Below are 18,538 nucleotides of genomic sequence, written 5' to 3'. Positions count from 1 at the left end.
ATAGTGAAGAATTAGCTTGGACAAATACTAGATTATTTAATAGAGTCAACAACAATTATTGAAAAGAAGAAATTCACATAAAAGCATTAAGAATATATCACAATAAGATGATATGCTTCTTAATGCTTTTTGTAATTAAGCAGAGTATTCTTCTTTACGTACTTCAAAAAATTCATTACGTCGTAAGTAATTATAAATTTTCTCTGAAACCTCTTCTTCTTCAGACACCAAGAAACGATGATCAAAAGCGTAGAAAGATTGACCTTTAATTAATTTTACGTAATACATATTAAACGCCTCCTGACACTAGATTATTACTTGCTTCATATTTATGATGGCCTATATGTCTGCTAAAAATACTTGAAGTTTCAAAGGGGATAAGCAGAGGGATGAAAGAGCTTACAATTCTGTAAGGTTTATGTCACCTTTTTCGATAGTTTACATTCGCTAATTTCTTCTATACTACAAATAAGTTACATAAAATAAGGGGGTAAAAAGATGGATGAAGTAATTGGAGAAGTTGTAGCAGGTATTTGTGAGTTTGTAGTGGAAGTAACAGCGGATGCTATAGGAAATTTAGTTTCCGGAAATGATGAGGAAAAAGAAACATTATAATAATTTGTAAAAGAATAAAGTTGATCGAATTATAAAGGCTGATTTCTAAAGGGGATTCAGCTTTTTTATTTTTTACATTATATTAACTTAATTTGAATATTCATTTGTTATCATATTTAAGAAGCCTATATAAGGAGGTGAATAAACAAATATGTCGAATTCAGGGCCTGATTTATCTGTTTCTCGTTTGATTGTGGTAAATATAGAGGAAAAAGAATATCATTTTATTGTTCGTGAACATCCGATTGTAGGGAAATTTATATCGCTATTTGAAAATGGAAAAGAATATGGTTTAATAGATAAACAAATCGCTAATAAAGATAAATTTATTACATCGGAGCTTACTAAGTTAGATTATTTTAATATAGATGTTTTATATCTTACACCTGGGTGGATATGGATTGGTATGGATCAATTTGGTTTACATGCTCGTGAGGCTACTTATAACGAAGTAGATGTTATTATGAAGTTGAAAGAGGATTTATATTATATAGATATATATAAAGAAATAAAAATGTAGTAAATATTTAGTCAGGTTAGGGGGCAAGTTCCCGTAGCCTTTTTTTGTTTAATGAAATAACGTATAATCATATTATTTTGATTATACGGGAACGTGATGAGAAGTGAGATGAAAAGAGGATTTGAAAATACATGAAGAGAATTGTAATAATTATATGAGTCGTATATGTAAATAACAATAGAAAGAAGATGATAATATGAGTAAAGAAGAGCTTGTGAAAAAACAGTTTGGCAGTAATGCAGATAAATATGTAAATAGTAAAATACATGCTAAAGGACTGGATTTACAATATGTAGTTCAACAAGTTGAGTCTCGTCATAATAATCGTCTTCTTGATGTTGCTACTGGTGGCGGACATGTGGCAAATATGTTAGCACCCATGTTTGAAGAAGTAGTTGCACTTGATTTAACAGAACAGATGTTAGAAAAAGCAAAAGTTTTTATAAAGCAGAATGGGCATGAAAATGTATCTTTTGTAGCAGGAAACGCAGAGGATTTACCATTTGCAGACCATTTTTTTGATACAATCACATGCCGGATTGCAGCCCATCATTTTACGAATCCGGCTCAATTTATTTATGAAGTAAATCGTACATTGAAGGATAATGGATTATTCATCTTAACAGATAATGTTTCGCCAGAAAATAATGAATATGATACATTTTATAATTTTATAGAAAAAAAGCGAGACCCAAGTCATGAACGAGCTCTAAAAAAGACAGAATGGCTTACTTTATTAGAAAAAAACGGTTTGCAAATGCAGTCATGTCTTACTTTTGATAAGAAGTTTGATTTTGACTGGTGGTGTAATATGATGGATGTCCCTTTACAAAAGCGTGAAAAATTAACAGAATGTATGATGAAAGCACCAAACGAAATGAAGGGATATTTTAATATTCAATTTAAAAATAATAAAGTAGAATCGTTCTATACTGAAATGGCTATGTTTATATGTAAAAAAAGTACAACGTTAAAAAGATAAATGTGTTGCAGTCTTTCTGAAGTACGATATACTTAGTACAGAGAAACTGAGAATTGAGGAATAGTTATAATGATTCGTGTACGCATTGAAGGTTCTGAGGAAGAAATGCTTGAATTTATGGGGAAAATGCCAGACATTCCTGGATTTGAAAAGACACATATGAGAGAGCCGAGAAAAGGAAATAACCCGAAATATGATTCAAGTAAAAATGTACTTGCATATTTGTCTTATAAAAAGATTGAAGTCGCCAATAAATAGGCGACTTTTTTAGTTTGCGCTGTTTCACCGCCTTGTCTTTTTCACATAATAATAATAGTAGATTGTGCTTAAGAGGGGTGAGAATAGTTAATAAGAAAATTATCTTTTTTGGAGATTTTGGTATTGATGACGCCGTAGCGTTAATTTATGCAAATAAAACATGTAAATTAGATATTCTAGGTATTGTTGCTGAGTACGGGAATGTATCACGAGATATCGTTACGGAAAATGTTTATTTTTTAGAAAGGTACTATGCTACACAAGTGAAAATTATTGAAGGTGCGAGTAGACCGATGACAGCTGAAGAGCCTTTGTTTTTCCCTGAAATCCACGGGGATCACGGTTTAGGTCCTATTATTCCACCTGAGATGAGAATTTATAAACGAGAAAATTTTTGTGAATTAATCAAATTAATCGAACCTTGTCCAGAAGATATTATAATTGTGGCGACAGGGAGACTAACGACGCTTGCTACGTTATTTTTATTGTATCCAAATATAATGGATCGTATTTGTTCGTATTATATAATGGGCGGCGCTTTCCTATTTCCAGGTAATGTTACACCAGTATCTGAAGCGAATTTTTATGGTGATCCAATTGCAGCAAATATTGTTATGAAATATGCGAAAAACGCTAGCATATACCCGTTAAATGTAACACAGGGCGCGCTTATTACGCCTGAAATGGCCAATATAATAGATAAACAAGGAACTGGACAGGCGAAACTCATTAAACCAATGATTGATTTTTATTATGAGAATTTCTATAAAAAAGAATATCCGGGTATTGGTGGAAGTCCTATACACGATTTACTACCGTTTATCTCGTTTATAAATGACAGTATTTTCGAATATAAAAAATCGGCAGTGTGGATTAGTACGACAAATGATGTGACTAGGGGCCAAAGTGTAGCAGACTTTAGAAAAATAGCTGAGCCAACAAGGTTTGATGATCGGCCGATTCAAAGAATTGCTGTTGGTTTTAACTATGCAGCTTTTAAAGAAGAGTTTATGCGAACAATATTGAAGCCAGATTGTTCTTAATGTGTGTAATAACAAGTCGGATAAATTGTTAGTTCAAAAAAAGGTTTAATCTGTGTGTATTATTCTCAAAAATCTTAAAGTTGAACAACATGAATAACTTATGAAAAATGTCACATAACTAATGGTAAGCAATTGTTTCTAATTATATTTTGATTGGTGAAATGTAAAGGAGGTTATTATATGATTTGGTCTTTAATCGTCGGTGGTATATTAGGATGGCTTGCGAGCTTAATTACTGGAAAGGACGTACCTGGTGGTGTAATTGGTAATATTATTGCTGGTATTATCGGTTCTTGGGTTGGTTCGAAATTACTTGGTAGTTTTGGTCCAGTCATTGGCGGATATGCAATTATTCCAGCTTTAATCGGTGCGATTATTTTAATTTTCATCGTAAGCTTCTTATTACGAGCAATGCGAAAATGAATGTAAGGACTGTTTACATTTGTAAGCAGTCCTTTTTATATGTTATGCTAGTATTATACAATCAGGAGGTGTCAGCATTGAAATCATTTACAGTAAATTTCCATCAAGAAGATAATGCAAAAGCGACAACAGTACATAAATTAAGTGAAGAGGACTTCAATAAAGCAACTGAAAAAGGTACTCGTCATTTATTTGATTTAGATACAAACGTTGGCTTCTTCGTATTCTTTGATGCAGAAGATGCAGAAGGAAATGATCAATACTTAATGTTACAATATGAAGGGGATCATGAAGAACCAACTGCATGCTACGGATTTGATTTAAAACTATACTATCAATTTTTAGCACTATACTTAAACGATCTTGAATTCCAAGGCGAAACAGATGAGGAAGAGGAAGAATACGGTCCAATTCATCATTTAGCGCATTTACTTTATCATATTGTTGAAGATGGTAAATCAATCGAAGTGTAATATACATATTTGAAGCTGCTCTTTTTGGGCAGCTTTTTTATATGACATTGAAATGGTGTACTGTAAGCTAAATAAGGTGAAATTTTAATCAGTGGGGGTTTTGTTCATTCTCACTGATTATCAGCCCTCACCAATTTAGCTTTTACGGGTAGCAGGGCCCCCACCTAACTTCTTTGTTTCCGCTGAATTTTGAGGTGGGGATCTTACTGCCCGGCAAATAGCGAGATAAATTAATAATAGAAATTTATTTATTACTTTCATGTTAGCGTCGTAAAACACCTGTTATAATGATTGTAATTAAATTCTTGGAGGCTAATTCTATGCTTGTAGATGTAAAAGCTTTTATTAAAGCTGCAGGTTTAACATGTATTTCATCATTAAGTGGAGATAACACGTTTGCTTATAATTTTGAAACAGTAAAAAACACTATCGCTACATTTTTTAAGAAGCTAAGATTTACCGTTTAATTTCATTTCAACCAGTAGGAAAAGAGTAATCACTTCCTACTGGTTTTTTTGTTTCAAGGAGCTGTTGTGACAGCATGTTTTAAGTTATAGATAGAGGATATTATCATTGAGAAGAGAAGGTTTAAAGAAGGAGATGAATACGATGATTAACAATATAATTCCAAGTTTTTTAAAATTATGGGAAAGTGACGATTTAGAATTAGAAGTCCTTAATTAATACTATACTTCGCATCCGGTTGATTATCGAAATGAATAAAATACAATAGGGGGTAAAAATGATGAAGGTATATTTGAAAATAGTTATGTTATTTCTTGCTTTTACATGCACATTTGCATTAGCAGCATGTAAAGGGACAGACGAAAAAAAGGAAGCAAATCCAGCCTCGGAAAATCATAAAAATGAACAAAGCAATTCTTCAGAAGAAAAGAAAAATCTTGAAGCAAAACCAAGTAATGAAAAAACAACAAAACCATCAGCTGAGCAAGATTCGAAAGATAGAACACTTAATCAAAAATCAATTAACCACGTTAAAGATTTGTTTGAACTAGCAAAAGAAGGAAAGGTACCTAATGTGCCATTTGGAGCCCATACAGGGGATATTGAAGAAATTGAAAAAGCGTGGGGGAAAGCAAATAAAACCGAATATGCAGGGAATGGAATGTACGCAACTTTTACAAATAAAAATGTTGTTTTCGGATTTAATAAAGGGTCACAAGTTTTTGATGTACGCTCATATCATGCAGAACTAAAATTGATTACATTACAAGAAATTGAAAAAGCATTAGGAAAACCATCTTCAGTTAAAGAGAATGGTGAAGATAAAATATATGTATACAAAGTAAATAACCAGTATGAATTGAAATTTGTCATTCCAAAATGGACTGGTAAGGTCGATCATATTTCCGTATTTTCGCCAGAGGATAGTATTAATAAAATGGCAGGATAAGAAATTAAGTGATTTCAAAAACACCTCACTTTCTTGAAGTGAGGTGTTTTTAGTTGTAAACAAGGAACGTCTCCTGTCATATAAAACATACTTTCATATGCGAAATACTTCACTTTTGTTTTTTAATATTCATCCAATAAGAAATATTGATCTACTGAAAAAGTAGTAACCTATAAATTATGTGTAGGATGGTTCACGATTTTTTTACGTTCCAAACTTTGAACAAATAGCGCTTGAACAATACCTCCAACTAATAAGAAGCTAGCACAAATATAAAACAGTATACTTCCATTTAACTTACTTAATATAACTGCACCAATAATTGGTCCACACGTTCGAGATATATCCCAGTGTATACCGTAAATTGAAAAATATAAACCACGTTTATTATGAGGTGCAATTTCTGAAACGAATCGTAATAAATGGTTTAGAGCAATACTTTCTCCAATGACTAAAAAGAGTAAGGTGAAGAATAACGACAATATCGTCGTTGAATAACTAAAGCCAACTGCAGCTATTGTATAGCAGGCGTAAGAAATAAGGATGATTTTCGCCATAGAAAATCGTTCAGACCATTTTACGAGGAAGATTTGTAGAATGATTTCCAAAATGGCTTTGCATGTTGAAATAAATGCGAGTATGAATACGAGATTAGGAAATACATGTTCTGCAAAAATACGATAATTCGTCTCAGTTTGTGCATAAAAAAAGCTAATAGGAAGTGTAGAAACCATAAGACCGAATATGGCGTAATGTTTAAAAGCAAATTGCTTTGGTGAACTTGCCTCAACTGTTTGTTTCGACTTACTTATAGGTGGAACAGTTTCTGGGAGCTGGGTCCAAACAACAACGGCATATATCGTAAGAGTTACACTTTGCACGATAAATAAATATTCTGGGTGAGTATTATAAAAACTTGCACCGATTAAAGGGCCGACTACGGATCCGATTGCTCCCATCGTTTGTAGGAGAGCAAAAATTTCTGCTTGCTGCTCTTGTTTTGTTAAATCAGCAATTTGTGCACGTTGAGCTGGAATATATAAGGAACGGCCAATACCATTAATGACATATAACAGTGCAAATATAAAAACGGATTGAGCGAAAACGAAACTACCGATTGCAACACCTTGTAGTAATAATCCGAGTAACATAATCTTTTTTCGGCCATATTTATCAGTAATTCCTCCAGCAATAAGTGTAAATAAAATGTCTGAAAGTGGCTGTAATCCGAAAATTAGCATAGTTATTATTACATTGCCGTTTAACATTTTATTGACGTAAATAATCATAATGAGAGCTAACATAGATTCAGTCGTTCGGGTTAATAATTCACCACACAATCTAATAAAAATAGGTTTATTGTAACGAAGTAAGAGATAATTCAATATTAATTCCTCCTTTCTATATTGAAATGATAAGATGAAAGGAGAGTTGGAAAAAGGGTAGAAACTATAGGGAGAATTTTTCACCTTTTAGGGGGAGTATGATGTTTATTTTAGATCAATACATTGAACTATGGATTGCTTATGGAAAAGGAAAAAAAGAGGGAGAACGATTGGAAGTAACAGTGCAAAATATATCTGGTACATTATTTTGTACAGAGCGCAATAGTAAATTAATTATAAAAAAATTAGATGAGTTAAATTGGATTAAGTGGTTTCCAGGTCGCGGCAGAGGAAATCGGTCTAAGTTAATATTTCAAAAGCACCCGATATCTTTAATTTTAGATAGAGGAAAAGAAATAACGAAAAAAGGGGATGTGAAAAGCGGAAGTATATTTGTGGAACGCTATAGCTCACATTTTCCATCGGTAAAGGGAGAATATCATTCCTGGGTGGATTCAATATTTGGTCATAAGGTTGAAATGACATCTGAAGGGAGAAGAGATGTACTCCGGTTGCAAGTACAAATGAATTTAGATATCACATTAGATCCTGTATACGCTACAATGCGCTCAGAATGCCATATGGTAAAACATATATTCGACACACTCGTGTATGTAGAAGGTAATACAAACATTATAGAGCCAAGACTTGCATTTCACTGGGAATATAATGACGCTGAAAAAATATGGACGTTTTACTTACGAAAAGGAGTTCACTTTCATAATGGAAAACAACTTACTGCACATGATGTTATATACTCGTTGAATCGATTTATGAAGCTGGAAAATAATGCACACGCATGGATGTTACAACACGTTGAAAGTATCCGTTCAGTGGATGACTACGTTTTCGAAATTCAATTACATACAGAAAATCGAATGTTTTTACATATGCTAAGTGCAGAACAGTGTTCTATCGTGAATGAAGATGAAGCAGGAGGGCTAATTGGAACCGGGCCTTTTCAATTATATAAAAGTAATGAAAATCTGTTCATTTTAGAAGGACATCCTTTATATTTTCGTGAAAGACCTTTTTTAGATCGTGTTGAGTTGTGGAATGTAGAACAAGGTGTAAGTACATACGATGTTTTAGTAAAGGCGCAGTATAAAGATAAAGAAAAACATAATAAAGAATTGTCCCGGCTTGAGTCGAACGTGACATATATAACATGTAATCTTACGAAAGAAGGACCAATGCAAGATGCGTTATTTCGGAAAGCGTTATATAACATCATTCATGGTTATACAATCGTTCAAGAACTCGGCGGAGAACGTGGAGAAGTGGCAAAAAAACTAATATTAGCAGGTGCAAGCATTGTAGAGATTGAGGAAGATGTAGAAAGTTTAATTAAAAGGAGTACTTATCATAATGAAGTGCTACAACTCTACACATTTACAGGACGAGATCATGTTGAAGATGCACAGTGGATACAAAAAGAGTGTGCGAAATACGGGATTCGTGTAGAAAATAATTTTCTTGATATAGAAGAGCTATTGGAAATAAGTACGATAAAAAAGGCCGATATGATGCATGATAGTGCCACAATTAGTGAACGAATAGAAGATAGTCTATTATATATGTTTCTTACAAAAAATAGTTTTATTCATGGACAAAGCAGCATGGACTTTCATGAAAAGTTGTCTCCTTATTTTAGACAAGAAGAATTAGAGAAAAGAGTTACACTGTTACGCGATATCGAGGATACTTTGTTACGTCAAATTCATGTTATTCCTTTATATCGTAATAAACAAGAGGTAAGTACACATGAAAAAGTTCAAAATATAATGATTAATTCACAAGGTTGGATTGATTTTTATAATATTTGGTTTAAGTCTTGATATATAAGGGCTTTTGCACATTTTCATAAGGTGTGTAAGAGCCTTTTTTGTATGTAGGAATAGGTTTGTTTTACACATTGTTACGCTACTTGTGATAAAAGTCTATTTACAGCGTAACAGTGTTATGTTACATTGTTATCAGGAAGGAGTGTTATACAGTTGAGTACAGATTTAATTTCAAAAAAAGATTTATTAGAACTAACTGGTATTTCATACGGACAGTTATATAGGTGGAAAAGAAAAAATTTAATCCCGGAAGATTGGTTTGTACGAAAATCAACGTTTACAGGTCAAGAGACATTTTTTCCGAAAGAAAAGATATTAGAGCGTATCGATAAAATCCAAACGATGAAAGAGGATTTATCACTTGATGAACTAGCTAACATGTTTTCACCGAGTGTGAGAGAAATTCTTTTAACAAAGGAAGACATTTTATGCAAGGGGATTGCATCAGAACCAGTTTTACAATTTTTCATAGAACAAACGAATAAAACAGCAGAGTTTCAATTTGTAGACATTCTTTATGTGTACATGTTAGAAGAATTACTACAATCAGGAGAGATTAGTTTAGAAGAAGGAAAAATGGTCTTGCAAGTTTTACGTGAAAATTATGAAGCAATGAAACATAAAACTTGTGACTTAATCATTGTCCGAAAGTTAGGGATTTCTACATGTTTATTAGTTTCAAACGTGGACGATTTAATTTTTGAAAAAGGCACCAAAATCGTTTTACGCGAAGCGATTATGAAATATACCGAAGCATTAAAAACTAAATTGTTCTAGTGGAGGAGAAAGTATGCGTACAGATAATTTGATTATAAATGGTTACGGTTCATCGAATGGCGGCGAGTTTCATAAAGTGCAATTAAACGGAAAAGGAACTGTGAATGGAAATGTTGAATGTGAGCAATTTGAATGTAACGGTTACGGTGCAGTTACTGGTGATTTGAAAAGTAGCAGTGCACGAATTAGCGGATCTGGTAAAGTTGATGGTACAGTTCATGCTGAAACGATGCGAATTGATGGAAAAGCAACAATTACGCAAAATGTAAAAGCAAACAGTTTGAAAATTGCAGGAAAAGGTACGATAGGTGGAAATGTCACTGGTGAAGAATTTAAAGTCAATGGTCAAGCTACAATTGACGGTAATTGTGAAGTGGATACTTTTTCTTCAGAAGGACAATTTACAATCGGTGGTTTATTAAGCGCAGATGAAATTAATATAAATATTCACGGTACATGTCGAGCGAAAGAAATTGGTGGTCAAACGATTAAAGTAAGACATAGATCAGGTACATTTAGTAGGTTATTTAAAACAGTGTTTGGCTTGCAGTTAGAAGCTGAACTATTAGAAGGTGACAATATCGATATTGATTATGCTCACATAAGAACGGTAAGAGGAAACAATGTTACAGTAGGAGCAAACTGTGAGATTGAACTGATTGAATATACCGGTGTTCTTACTGTTGATAAAAATGCAAATGTAAAAGAAATTAAGCAGGTTTAACGGAAGGGAGAAATCAGTATGGAACATCCACATAGTCTCACAGTAAATGGTTCTGGTAATTCAGCAGGCGGAGATTATAATAAAGTGAAGATTCGCGGTGAAGGAACAATTACCAATGATATGAGTTGCAATGAGTTTAAAACGTACGGAACGAGTGATGTACACGGTAATGTGAAAGTGAAAAACTATGTCGTGTATGGAGATAACGAAGTACAAGGAAATGTAGATGCGGAATATGTAAAAGTATATGGTAATACACAAATTCATGGTGATGCTCATATTGAAAAAACAAAAGTTAGAGGTATGATAGATATTGAAGGAAAGTTTTCAGGTGATTTCGTAGATGTAAAAGGTGCTTTAAATGTGAAGGGAGATATTGAAGTAGAAGATTTATCATTAACTGGTGGTCTTGAAAGTGATGGATTACTTAATGCTGAAAATATTCAAATCTCACTTCGTTATGAAGGCAGTAAGGTAAGAGAAATTGGTGGTAAAAAGATTACTGTGCGTAAAAAAGCGAGATTTATTCCTTTTACTAATCATGCTGGAAACCTCCAAACTTCGATTGTTGAAGGAGATGATATCTATTTAGAACATACGATTGCTGAAGTTGTAAGAGGCAACAACGTCACAATTGGTCCTGGATGTGAAATTAGTGTTGTAGAATATCATACTAGTTTTAATCAAAAAGGTAATGCAGTCGTAAAAGAACATAAACAAATATAAGTAGTATGAGGGAGAGCAAGAGATATGGTTGAGAAGAATAATAAGCTCGGCTTTGTTGTGGCGGGCTTATTGCTAGGTATTTTAATGGCATCGATGGATAATACCATTGTCGTAACGGCGATGGGAACAATCGTTGGTGACTTAGGAGGCCTCGAAAACTTTGTATGGGTCGTTTCTGCCTATATGGTCGCAGAAATGGCAGGCATGCCGATTTTCGGTAAGCTATCAGATATGTATGGTAGAAAGAGATTCTTTATTTTCGGTTTAATTGTCTTTATGATTGGTTCGGCACTTTGTGGTACTGCTGAAAATATTACACAGTTAGGTATTTATCGTGCCATTCAAGGTATTGGCGGCGGGGCATTAGTGCCAATCGCGTTTACTATCGTTTTTGATATTTTCCCACCTGAAAAACGCGGGAAAATGGGTGGTTTATTCGGAGCGGTATTTGGATTATCTAGTATTTTCGGGCCATTACTTGGCGCATATATTACCGACTACATTAGCTGGCACTGGGTATTTTATATTAACTTACCACTTGGCATTTTAGCACTTATTTTTATTACATTCTTTTATAAAGAATCACGCGTTCATAGGAAGCAAAAGATTGATTGGTTTGGTGCAATTACTTTAGTTGGTGCAGTAGTTTCTTTAATGTTTGCGCTTGAACTAGGCGGACAAAAATATGATTGGGATTCTAGCTTTATTTTAAGCTTATTTGGTGGATTCGCTATTTTAATCATCGCATTCATTTTTATTGAACGAAAAGTAGAAGAACCAATTATTTCATTTGAGATGTTTAAGCAGCGCTTATTCGGAATGAGTACAATTATTGCTTTATGTTACGGTGCTGCATTTATGTCAGCAACTGTGTACATTCCGTTATTTATTCAAGGTGTATACGGTGGTACCGCAACAAACTCAGGATTATTACTTTTACCGATGATGTTAGGATCAGTCGTAACAGCGCAGTTAGGCGGATTTTTAACAACTAAACTTAGCTACCGAAACATTATGATTATTTCTGCGGTTATTATGCTAATTGGACTATTCTTATTAAGCACGTTAACACCAGAAACAAGTCGTGCATTATTAACAGTTTATATGATTATTATCGGATTTGGAGTCGGTTTCTCATTCTCTGTACTAAGTATGGCAGCTATTCACAACTTCGGTATGGAACAGCGCGGGTCTGCGACTTCAACGAGTAACTTCATTCGTTCGTTAGGAATGACACTAGGCATTACAATCTTCGGAATGATCCAAAGAACAGGTTTCCAAGATCAATTAGAAGAAGCATTTAAAGGGATGAGCGGGGGAATGAATACAAACGCTTTAGGGGATTCAAGAGCTATTCTATCAGAATCGGCAAGATCTCAAATCCCTCCGCAAATATTAGATAAGATTATTGACGCTCTTTCTAGTTCAATTGTTCAAACATTCATGTGGGCATTGGTACCAGCTGGATTAGCATTCATATTCATTTTCTTTATGGGAAATGAGCGCATGGTAATTAAGAAACAACAAACGAATAAAAAGAGTGAAACATCAAAAGCATAATGAAAAAGCTCCTTTCTAATTGGAAAGGAGCTTTTTCGTATGTACGGATTTAGATTAGCCTTCGATAATTTCGTATTCTTCGTCTGCTAATAGTAAAATTTGTGTTTTCTTACCTTTGTTTTGAACTTCGATTACATCGTAAGCACCTAAGTCTCTTACTTTGCTTTGAGAAGCGTTAACCATAACTTCAATAGAATCAATTAAGATATCTTCTTCAATGTATGATTCAGGCAATGCCATATCTTCAGTATCTAATACACATGCGTATAGATTTTGTAAGTTTTCAGCAGTTGGGTTTTGTTCCTCAACATCAATGATGTTTTTTACTGCTTCCATATTTTCCTCTTTTGCTTGGTATACTTTAATTTTAGCCATTGTTTTAATCTCCTTTATAACGTAATCGTAGAGGCTACACCTTATTATAACGTTTTTTTCATGAAAGATGAAATTGTTATATGTATTTATAGTAAAAATTATGTGTCCTTACTCAAAAATGGTGTGATTTCCATATAAATGTACGATTAGGTAACGATATTGCTACGTTAACGTTATATTGTCCAAGCTTTTCTTATTTTCTTCTCATATATATGTAGTAGCAATTCTATATAGAGAAGGGATGGAGTGTAAGTGGGGTGTGAACCGAAACGTAATTGTGGGTGTTGCCAAAATAGTATATGTGAGTTTTTACAAAGTCTAGAACCGTATACTAAAGTTGAAAGTATCATAATAGAAGGAAACGAAATTGCTGTATCTTATTTTCTTTCATTTAATAAGAAAACAGGTATCGTATCATTCGTACAAGAAGACAATGAGGTTATATTTGTCGATTGTTCAAAGATTGATGCAATTCGAATAGGGAAAGTATGTAGCTGCAAAACAAAAGTTAAATATATTGAAGAGGACTTTAGCTTGCTAGGAAATGTTTGCCCGCATTGTTTAACAGAGGGGAGTACAATCTTTTTCGATTTTAACAATCCTGAATTAAATGTGTCTTTCCAAGCAACAACAATTAATCCACCTAGATGTACTGAATTTACAGATGATCTCGGGAATGTAGTAAAGCAAATTACTATAGTAGGTGAGGCGAGAGTTTCTAGAGATTTTGTTCAAGTACCTGAACTGGTAGGTTTTCGATTACTTTTATCACATCCAGCTGGAGACCCTTTAAACTACGGATTATTATTTATTAATTTTCCTGATACGATTTTTATTTTTATATTGGCATCAAGCGGATACCTTTCCATTTCGAACTGTTTAAAAATAGAGGGCGGAACTGGTGATGCCGAAATAGAAGAGATGAAAAAAATGATAGAGGATGACGTTAACACGTACAAATCATTTGTTAAATTGACTAAAGTATATAAGAACGGTGAGACGGAATCTTTTATTTATAAAAATGAGTTATAACACATGTATTTAAATGCACCCTCAAACTATTGTTGAGGGTTGTTACATAATTAATTATGTTGGTCCTTCAAACCGTTTGTTAACGGGTAAGAAATATATTTATTGTTGACTTATTTTATATGTTGATCATTTCATAGTTAGTAGATGTTATAATCATTTTATGTTTACTGATATTTTATAAATATTCGAAGTTTTAATTTAATAGTCAATTGCTTTTATGATGAACAGGTGGGTATGTATATGAATACGAATTATGGAGCGCTCATGAAAATGTTAAGAGTAGTTGATTCTAAAGAAGGCGGGAATGTAAATGATATATGAAGCGAATATACATACAAGAAAAAAACTAGTTTCTATGTTTGAGGATTTCAATAACGTTGTTTTACTTTCTTATTTACAAGGGCATATGGGTACTGCTTGGGTAAATGATCTTGAAAATCCAAAAGTAGCACAAGTTACGGTAGGGATTTTTACATTTTACGCTGGAGACCCAAATACGAAAGAAACAGAAGAGTTATTACGTAATATTCCAGAAAGAATTTTAGTTATCGTAAATAGTGAAGAGTGGAAACAACGCTTAGAAACATTCCATGAAAGAAAAATAGATAAGTTTTTACGTTATAAATTCAAACGAAATCCAGAAGTTTTTAATCGTTCAAAATTAAAATCTTTTATATCAGCACTTCCAAAAGAATATGAGTTAAGAAGAATAGACGAGCATATCGCAAATAGCCCTACATTACATAAGATATCTGAAGATTTCACAAGTCAATTTCATTCGGTAGAAGATTATATAAACCGTGGTATAGGTTATAGCATTTTATATAACGGAGAAGTTGTATGCGGTGCATCCTCGTATAGTATTTATAATGATGGGATTGAAATTGAAGTTGCGACTGATCACAATCATAGAAGAGAGGGCTTGGCAACTGTAGTAAGTGCAGCTCTTATATTGGATTGCTTAGAAAATGGAAAGTATCCAAACTGGGACGCAGCGAATACTACATCTGCTAAACTAGCAGAAAAGTTAGGATATGAATTTGATAAGGCATATGATACTTATTTTGTGGATAATAGATGAGTGAAGGAGTTACATACTAAAAAATAAATGCGCCCTAGTACGTAAGTCTAGGGCGCATTTATTAGTTGGTAAATATCTTCATAACAATCATATCATATTTTATCTTTTGAATGTTTGGAATTAAAGATATTTATGTGACTTTTTGAAAAAATAAAAGAGCAGCTAGCAAAAGCCAACTGCTCCTCTCTCAGGAGGAATGGAGAAATACAATCATATTATCTATAGTATTGACGGAACATAGAGTTTTAATCAAAGCCCGATTGGTGAGGGGTTTGATTAAAACTCCCACTGATTAAAGTTTCACTTTATTACATTTACAATTTAAATAGTAGAACGTGTTTATCGTAGTTCTCCAAACACCAATTATATTTTTTTAGAATAATTGGATGGACTGCTTCTGTCGTAGTATCGACTTCAGTATATCCATATTTCTTATAAAAGTTTTCTAATTCCTCAAAAGGAAGACAATATACATTTTGTATTTGTGATTTTTTCGCAGTTTCTACTAAAAATGAAACAAGCTCACCAGCTAATTGAAGCCCTCTAAATTGAGGCAGAATAAAAATCCCGCCCATTTCTAAAGTATCTTCATCTATTTGGACTAATCGGCCAACACCTGCATACTCGTTGTTATATGTAATAATTGCAACTTTATCTCTTTTTAAATCACTTCGTACAAATCCTATTGAGTCATATTGATTATTAACCCATTCTAAATCGTTAGATGTGGCCAATTGAATACTCATATACATCCTCCTTGGAAATACTAGCGCTTTCTTCATTATATAGAACATAACATACTATATCAAAGGAACCTTGAGGTAGCCCATTTGTTTAAGTTATTAGTTAAAAGTGTGGGGTTGCTGGCATTGAAATGATGGCTTCACCAAACATAGGATAATAATCTTGTGAATTTAGTGTTACATAGTCAAAATAAAAATTAGTTCATGCGTTCGGTAATGCACGATGGTTTAAGTGTAGAGAAGATCATAGGGGTATTTTAATTAGTAGCTACTGTATTCATTGAAGTTATTAAGGAAATGTCGTAATCCCTAGCCTTAGTGATACAAATCATATTATGGTTTAGTAAAAAAACTCTTCCTGAAAAAGAGGGGGATTAAAGATAAGAGCACTTCGAAAAGTGCCCTTCAGTAAACGACTACTTATTCTAAAAAGAAAGGATGCAATATATTATATGAAGTTTAGTGTATTTAAGTATGGGTCTTTTATATAAAAGTTTTATTTTGTTCCGAATAAAAAGGCGGTTGTTTCCGCAACCACCTTTCAGTAAAACAAAGCACTTTTTATGAAATAAATTATGGATGGTCCCTAAAAAAGGTTATAGGATATACCCACATTTTTATAACTAAAGTGACGAACTCAGGTTATAAGGAAGGAACAATTATATTGTATGAAATCTATTCTAGAGTAGTCACAAAGAAAGTTGTCTTCTTATTAGAAGGCAGCTTTTTTTATTAGAAAAAGAAGTAGAAGATTAAGTTACTTGTCCAAACAAATTTTAAAAAAATACATAAAATGCTATTAGTTAGTCAATATTTTAATATTGCTAATTTTTAAGACTAAAAGGGGTGATTTTATGTGTGAATGTGAAGTTTGTAGACGAAAGAAAAATCGGGATCCATTAAACCGGGAGTTTGAGCCGAAAAAACGAGTTCATGAGCCAAAAAAAGAGGATTGTGAGCCAAAAAAAGAGGATTGTGAGCCAAAAAAAGAGGATTGTGAGCCAAAAAAAGAAGATTGTGAGCCAAAAAAAGAAGATTGCGAATCATTAAATGATTATTCGTTTAGTAAAAATGCAAATTTTTTAGAGGCAGCTATACAAACAGATGAAATCGATCAAATTTCTGAGGAATATATTGAAATAGTTGATTCAGCAGATGTACAAGTTACTACTACAGATACAAAAGCTGCGCTATCTATCCAAGCGGCATTACAAGCAGCTATCGTAGTTGTAGTAAGTATTTCTATAGCAGATAGTGAAAAGGCAGATAAAATAACACAAGAATTATTTCAAAAATCAGCTATTAAACAAATTAATAGACAAAAAACATTTATTAAAAATTCTAGAAACGTAACCGTAACAACTACTGATACAGATATTGCAGTGAATATTCAAATTCTCCTTCAAATTTTATTAGCTTTATTAGTTAAACTAAACATTTTATAAAGTGTCTATCCTATTGATATTTAGCTATAAGTTTTCACTCTAAGTAAATGTTTTTTGTTGTAATACGTGGTACAAGCTTGGACTTTTTATTATGACTGAATTAATATTCAAGATTAATGGTAAAGCAAGTGTGGAAAACTACAAATAAAGATAAAATACATGATTTAACAGTAATGAAACTTATATTTATGTGAAGTGAAGGAAAGCTGTCTTCTTATTAGAAGTCAGCTTTTGATTTTATTAGCAAAAAGAAGTGAAAATAGAAGATTAAGTTACTTGTCCAAGCAATTTTTATTTCATTACATATAATGCTCGTAGATATTTAAAATTTTTATAGAAAATTGATTGGAGTGAATATTGTAAATGGATGATTTAAACAAATTTTCTTCCTTTAAGTTTGATAAGGATCAAAAGAATATAATTATAGACCTTTTACTCTCAGATATTTTTAATAGGCATGGGATAAATGAAGAAAAATTAAAAAATTTATCACCAGAAAAAAAGCAGCAAATTAAAAGTATTGTTTCTGAAATACAATCACAAGTTAATAATTATTTAGATTGAAAGGGGGTGAACGCATGGACAAAACATGTCATTCAGATGAAAATAAAAAGTGGAGTGCATTAGATTCCTCAAATCCTCATCCATCTTTTAAAAATGCTAGCGTTTCAGAAGCAGCTGCGCAAGAAAGTAAAACGTATCAAATTTCTGAAGAATCTATTACAATTGTAGATTCAGCAGATGTAGAAGTTACTACTACAGATACAAAAGCTGCTTTATCTATTCAAGCAGCATTACAAGCAGCTATCGTGGTTATAATAAGTATTTCTATAGCAGATAGTGAAAAAGCTGACCGTGTAGCACAAGAATTGTTTCAAAAATCATCTATTAAACAAATTAATAAACAAGAAACTGTTATTAGAAATTCTAGAAATGTTACAGTTACGACTACGGATACAGACATAGCAGTAAATGTTCAAATTCTTCTCCAAATTTTATTAGCTTTACTAGTAAAATTAAATATTTTATAAAATGTTTAACTTGTTTTTATCTAGTGATTCTTACAGGTGAATATTCACTGTTTTAATTATAGTACAGGCTATAAATATTTATCATAA

General features: G+C 32.8%; 22 protein-coding genes. 18 read left to right on the top strand and 4 right to left on the bottom strand.

Annotated features, from left to right (window positions below):
• Positions 1-135: 135 nt before the first annotated feature.
• Positions 136-288, bottom strand: coding sequence for a YqbF domain-containing protein (locus NST90_RS14040; protein ID WP_000291905.1), 153 nt, complete (start codon positions 286-288; stop codon positions 136-138).
• A 478-nt stretch (positions 289-766) separates the two neighbouring features.
• On the opposite strand from NST90_RS14040, the gene NST90_RS14035 reads away from it, so the two are divergent.
• From NST90_RS14035 to NST90_RS14000, 8 genes are all read left to right on the top strand, one after another.
• The gene (locus NST90_RS14035) at positions 767-1,135 is read left to right on the top strand and encodes a hypothetical protein (RefSeq protein WP_046392820.1); all 369 of its coding nucleotides are present in this window, start codon (positions 767-769) and stop codon (positions 1,133-1,135) included.
• Positions 1,136-1,331: 196 nt separating this feature from the next.
• Positions 1,332-2,117, top strand: a complete 786-nt coding sequence (locus NST90_RS14030; protein WP_000031301.1) for a class I SAM-dependent methyltransferase — start codon at positions 1,332-1,334, stop codon at positions 2,115-2,117.
• A gap of 69 nt (positions 2,118-2,186) precedes the next feature.
• Positions 2,187-2,375, top strand: coding sequence for a DUF3970 family protein (locus tag NST90_RS14025; protein ID WP_000621873.1), 189 nt, complete (start codon positions 2,187-2,189; stop codon positions 2,373-2,375).
• Between the two features lie 77 nt (positions 2,376-2,452).
• Positions 2,453-3,418 (top strand): nucleoside hydrolase, encoded by a 966-nt coding sequence (locus tag NST90_RS14020; RefSeq protein ID WP_025709532.1) that lies wholly within the window; start codon positions 2,453-2,455, stop codon positions 3,416-3,418.
• A gap of 180 nt (positions 3,419-3,598) precedes the next feature.
• Positions 3,599-3,841, top strand: a complete 243-nt coding sequence (locus NST90_RS14015) for a GlsB/YeaQ/YmgE family stress response membrane protein (RefSeq protein ID WP_000638306.1) — start codon at positions 3,599-3,601, stop codon at positions 3,839-3,841.
• A 77-nt stretch (positions 3,842-3,918) separates the two neighbouring features.
• Positions 3,919-4,314: a hypothetical protein gene (locus NST90_RS14010; RefSeq protein ID WP_000834883.1), complete on the top strand. Its 396-nt coding sequence runs from the start codon at positions 3,919-3,921 to the stop codon at positions 4,312-4,314.
• Between the two features lie 320 nt (positions 4,315-4,634).
• Complete coding sequence (locus NST90_RS14005; RefSeq protein WP_000959548.1) at positions 4,635-4,781, top strand: hypothetical protein; 147 nt, start codon at positions 4,635-4,637, stop codon at positions 4,779-4,781.
• A gap of 275 nt (positions 4,782-5,056) precedes the next feature.
• Positions 5,057-5,728, top strand: a complete 672-nt coding sequence (locus tag NST90_RS14000) for a YjgB family protein (RefSeq protein ID WP_025709530.1) — start codon at positions 5,057-5,059, stop codon at positions 5,726-5,728.
• Between the two features lie 170 nt (positions 5,729-5,898).
• On the opposite strand, the gene NST90_RS13995 is transcribed toward NST90_RS14000, so the two are convergent.
• On the bottom strand, positions 5,899-7,113 hold the full coding sequence (locus NST90_RS13995; RefSeq protein ID WP_025709528.1) for an MFS transporter: 1,215 nt from the start codon (positions 7,111-7,113) through the stop codon (positions 5,899-5,901).
• Between the two features lie 101 nt (positions 7,114-7,214).
• Here NST90_RS13995 and NST90_RS13990 point away from each other — a divergent pair, with 101 nt between their 5' ends.
• The 5 genes from NST90_RS13990 (at position 7,215) to NST90_RS13970 (ending at position 12,744) form a co-directional block, all read left to right on the top strand.
• Positions 7,215-8,951 carry an SgrR family transcriptional regulator gene (locus NST90_RS13990; protein ID WP_025709526.1) on the top strand — a complete coding sequence of 579 codons (1,737 nt, stop codon included), beginning with the start codon at positions 7,215-7,217 and terminating at the stop codon, positions 8,949-8,951.
• A gap of 159 nt (positions 8,952-9,110) precedes the next feature.
• Complete coding sequence (locus NST90_RS13985) at positions 9,111-9,734, top strand: YhbD family protein (RefSeq protein WP_000102240.1); 624 nt, start codon at positions 9,111-9,113, stop codon at positions 9,732-9,734.
• A gap of 13 nt (positions 9,735-9,747) precedes the next feature.
• Entirely contained in the window at positions 9,748-10,458 is a 711-nt protein-coding gene (locus tag NST90_RS13980) for a polymer-forming cytoskeletal protein (RefSeq protein ID WP_001258384.1), read from the top strand.
• 18 nt (positions 10,459-10,476) lie between these two features.
• Positions 10,477-11,184, top strand: coding sequence for a polymer-forming cytoskeletal protein (locus NST90_RS13975; protein ID WP_000400902.1), 708 nt, complete (start codon positions 10,477-10,479; stop codon positions 11,182-11,184).
• A gap of 24 nt (positions 11,185-11,208) precedes the next feature.
• Positions 11,209-12,744, top strand: a complete 1,536-nt coding sequence (locus NST90_RS13970) for an MDR family MFS transporter (RefSeq protein ID WP_000229616.1) — start codon at positions 11,209-11,211, stop codon at positions 12,742-12,744.
• A gap of 54 nt (positions 12,745-12,798) precedes the next feature.
• On the opposite strand, the gene NST90_RS13965 is transcribed toward NST90_RS13970, so the two are convergent.
• Complete coding sequence (locus NST90_RS13965; RefSeq protein WP_001062733.1) at positions 12,799-13,119, bottom strand: hypothetical protein; 321 nt, start codon at positions 13,117-13,119, stop codon at positions 12,799-12,801.
• Between the two features lie 252 nt (positions 13,120-13,371).
• Between NST90_RS13965 and NST90_RS13960 the strand changes: the two genes are divergently transcribed.
• Entirely contained in the window at positions 13,372-14,151 is a 780-nt protein-coding gene (locus tag NST90_RS13960) for a BC_2878 family exosporium-associated protein (protein WP_000501712.1), read from the top strand.
• A 310-nt stretch (positions 14,152-14,461) separates the two neighbouring features.
• Entirely contained in the window at positions 14,462-15,232 is a 771-nt protein-coding gene (locus NST90_RS13955) for a GNAT family N-acetyltransferase (protein ID WP_000638727.1), read from the top strand.
• Between the two features lie 314 nt (positions 15,233-15,546).
• On the opposite strand, the gene NST90_RS13950 is transcribed toward NST90_RS13955, so the two are convergent.
• Positions 15,547-15,978: a GNAT family N-acetyltransferase gene (locus tag NST90_RS13950; RefSeq protein WP_000027163.1), complete on the bottom strand. Its 432-nt coding sequence runs from the start codon at positions 15,976-15,978 to the stop codon at positions 15,547-15,549.
• Between the two features lie 851 nt (positions 15,979-16,829).
• On the opposite strand from NST90_RS13950, the gene NST90_RS13945 reads away from it, so the two are divergent.
• The 3 genes from NST90_RS13945 to NST90_RS13935 all read left to right on the top strand — a co-directional run bounded on the left by NST90_RS13945 (position 16,830) and on the right by NST90_RS13935 (position 18,451).
• Entirely contained in the window at positions 16,830-17,420 is a 591-nt protein-coding gene (locus NST90_RS13945; protein ID WP_000333024.1) for a spore coat protein, read from the top strand.
• Between the two features lie 363 nt (positions 17,421-17,783).
• A complete protein-coding gene (locus tag NST90_RS13940; protein ID WP_000342253.1) occupies positions 17,784-17,984 on the top strand; it encodes a spore coat protein W in 201 nt (66 codons plus the stop codon).
• Positions 17,985-17,998: 14 nt separating this feature from the next.
• Positions 17,999-18,451, top strand: coding sequence for a spore coat protein (locus NST90_RS13935; protein WP_000361676.1), 453 nt, complete (start codon positions 17,999-18,001; stop codon positions 18,449-18,451).
• The last annotated feature ends 87 nt before the right edge of the window (positions 18,452-18,538 follow it).

The sequence above is a fragment of the Bacillus sp. FSL E2-8900 genome (genome assembly GCF_037966225.1).
In the GTDB taxonomy this organism is placed as follows: domain Bacteria; phylum Bacillota; class Bacilli; order Bacillales; family Bacillaceae_G; genus Bacillus_A; species Bacillus_A cereus.
The sequence above is the reverse complement of the archived record's forward strand: the minus strand, read 5'-3'. Positions and strand labels throughout refer to the sequence as shown.

Bases quoted from the DNA above. Each gene is read 5' to 3' on its own strand.
- NST90_RS14040 (WP_000291905.1), bottom strand. From the start codon at position 288: ATGTATTACGTAAAATTAATTAAAGGTCAATCTTTCTACGCTTTTGAT.
- NST90_RS14035 (WP_046392820.1), top strand. From the start codon at position 767: ATGTCGAATTCAGGGCCTGATTTATCTGTTTCTCGTTTGATTGTGGTA.
- NST90_RS14030 (WP_000031301.1), top strand. From the start codon at position 1,332: ATGAGTAAAGAAGAGCTTGTGAAAAAACAGTTTGGCAGTAATGCAGAT.
- NST90_RS14025 (WP_000621873.1), top strand. From the start codon at position 2,187: ATGATTCGTGTACGCATTGAAGGTTCTGAGGAAGAAATGCTTGAATTT.
- NST90_RS14015 (WP_000638306.1), top strand. From the start codon at position 3,599: ATGATTTGGTCTTTAATCGTCGGTGGTATATTAGGATGGCTTGCGAGC.
- NST90_RS14005 (WP_000959548.1), top strand. From the start codon at position 4,635: ATGCTTGTAGATGTAAAAGCTTTTATTAAAGCTGCAGGTTTAACATGT.
- NST90_RS14000 (WP_025709530.1), top strand. From the start codon at position 5,057: ATGATGAAGGTATATTTGAAAATAGTTATGTTATTTCTTGCTTTTACA.
- NST90_RS13990 (WP_025709526.1), top strand. From the start codon at position 7,215: ATGTTTATTTTAGATCAATACATTGAACTATGGATTGCTTATGGAAAA.
- NST90_RS13980 (WP_001258384.1), top strand. From the start codon at position 9,748: ATGCGTACAGATAATTTGATTATAAATGGTTACGGTTCATCGAATGGC.
- NST90_RS13975 (WP_000400902.1), top strand. From the start codon at position 10,477: ATGGAACATCCACATAGTCTCACAGTAAATGGTTCTGGTAATTCAGCA.
- NST90_RS13970 (WP_000229616.1), top strand. From the start codon at position 11,209: ATGGTTGAGAAGAATAATAAGCTCGGCTTTGTTGTGGCGGGCTTATTG.
- NST90_RS13965 (WP_001062733.1), bottom strand. From the start codon at position 13,119: ATGGCTAAAATTAAAGTATACCAAGCAAAAGAGGAAAATATGGAAGCA.
- NST90_RS13955 (WP_000638727.1), top strand. From the start codon at position 14,462: ATGATATATGAAGCGAATATACATACAAGAAAAAAACTAGTTTCTATG.
- NST90_RS13950 (WP_000027163.1), bottom strand. From the start codon at position 15,978: ATGAGTATTCAATTGGCCACATCTAACGATTTAGAATGGGTTAATAAT.
- NST90_RS13945 (WP_000333024.1), top strand. From the start codon at position 16,830: ATGTGTGAATGTGAAGTTTGTAGACGAAAGAAAAATCGGGATCCATTA.
- NST90_RS13940 (WP_000342253.1), top strand. From the start codon at position 17,784: ATGGATGATTTAAACAAATTTTCTTCCTTTAAGTTTGATAAGGATCAA.
- NST90_RS13935 (WP_000361676.1), top strand. From the start codon at position 17,999: ATGGACAAAACATGTCATTCAGATGAAAATAAAAAGTGGAGTGCATTA.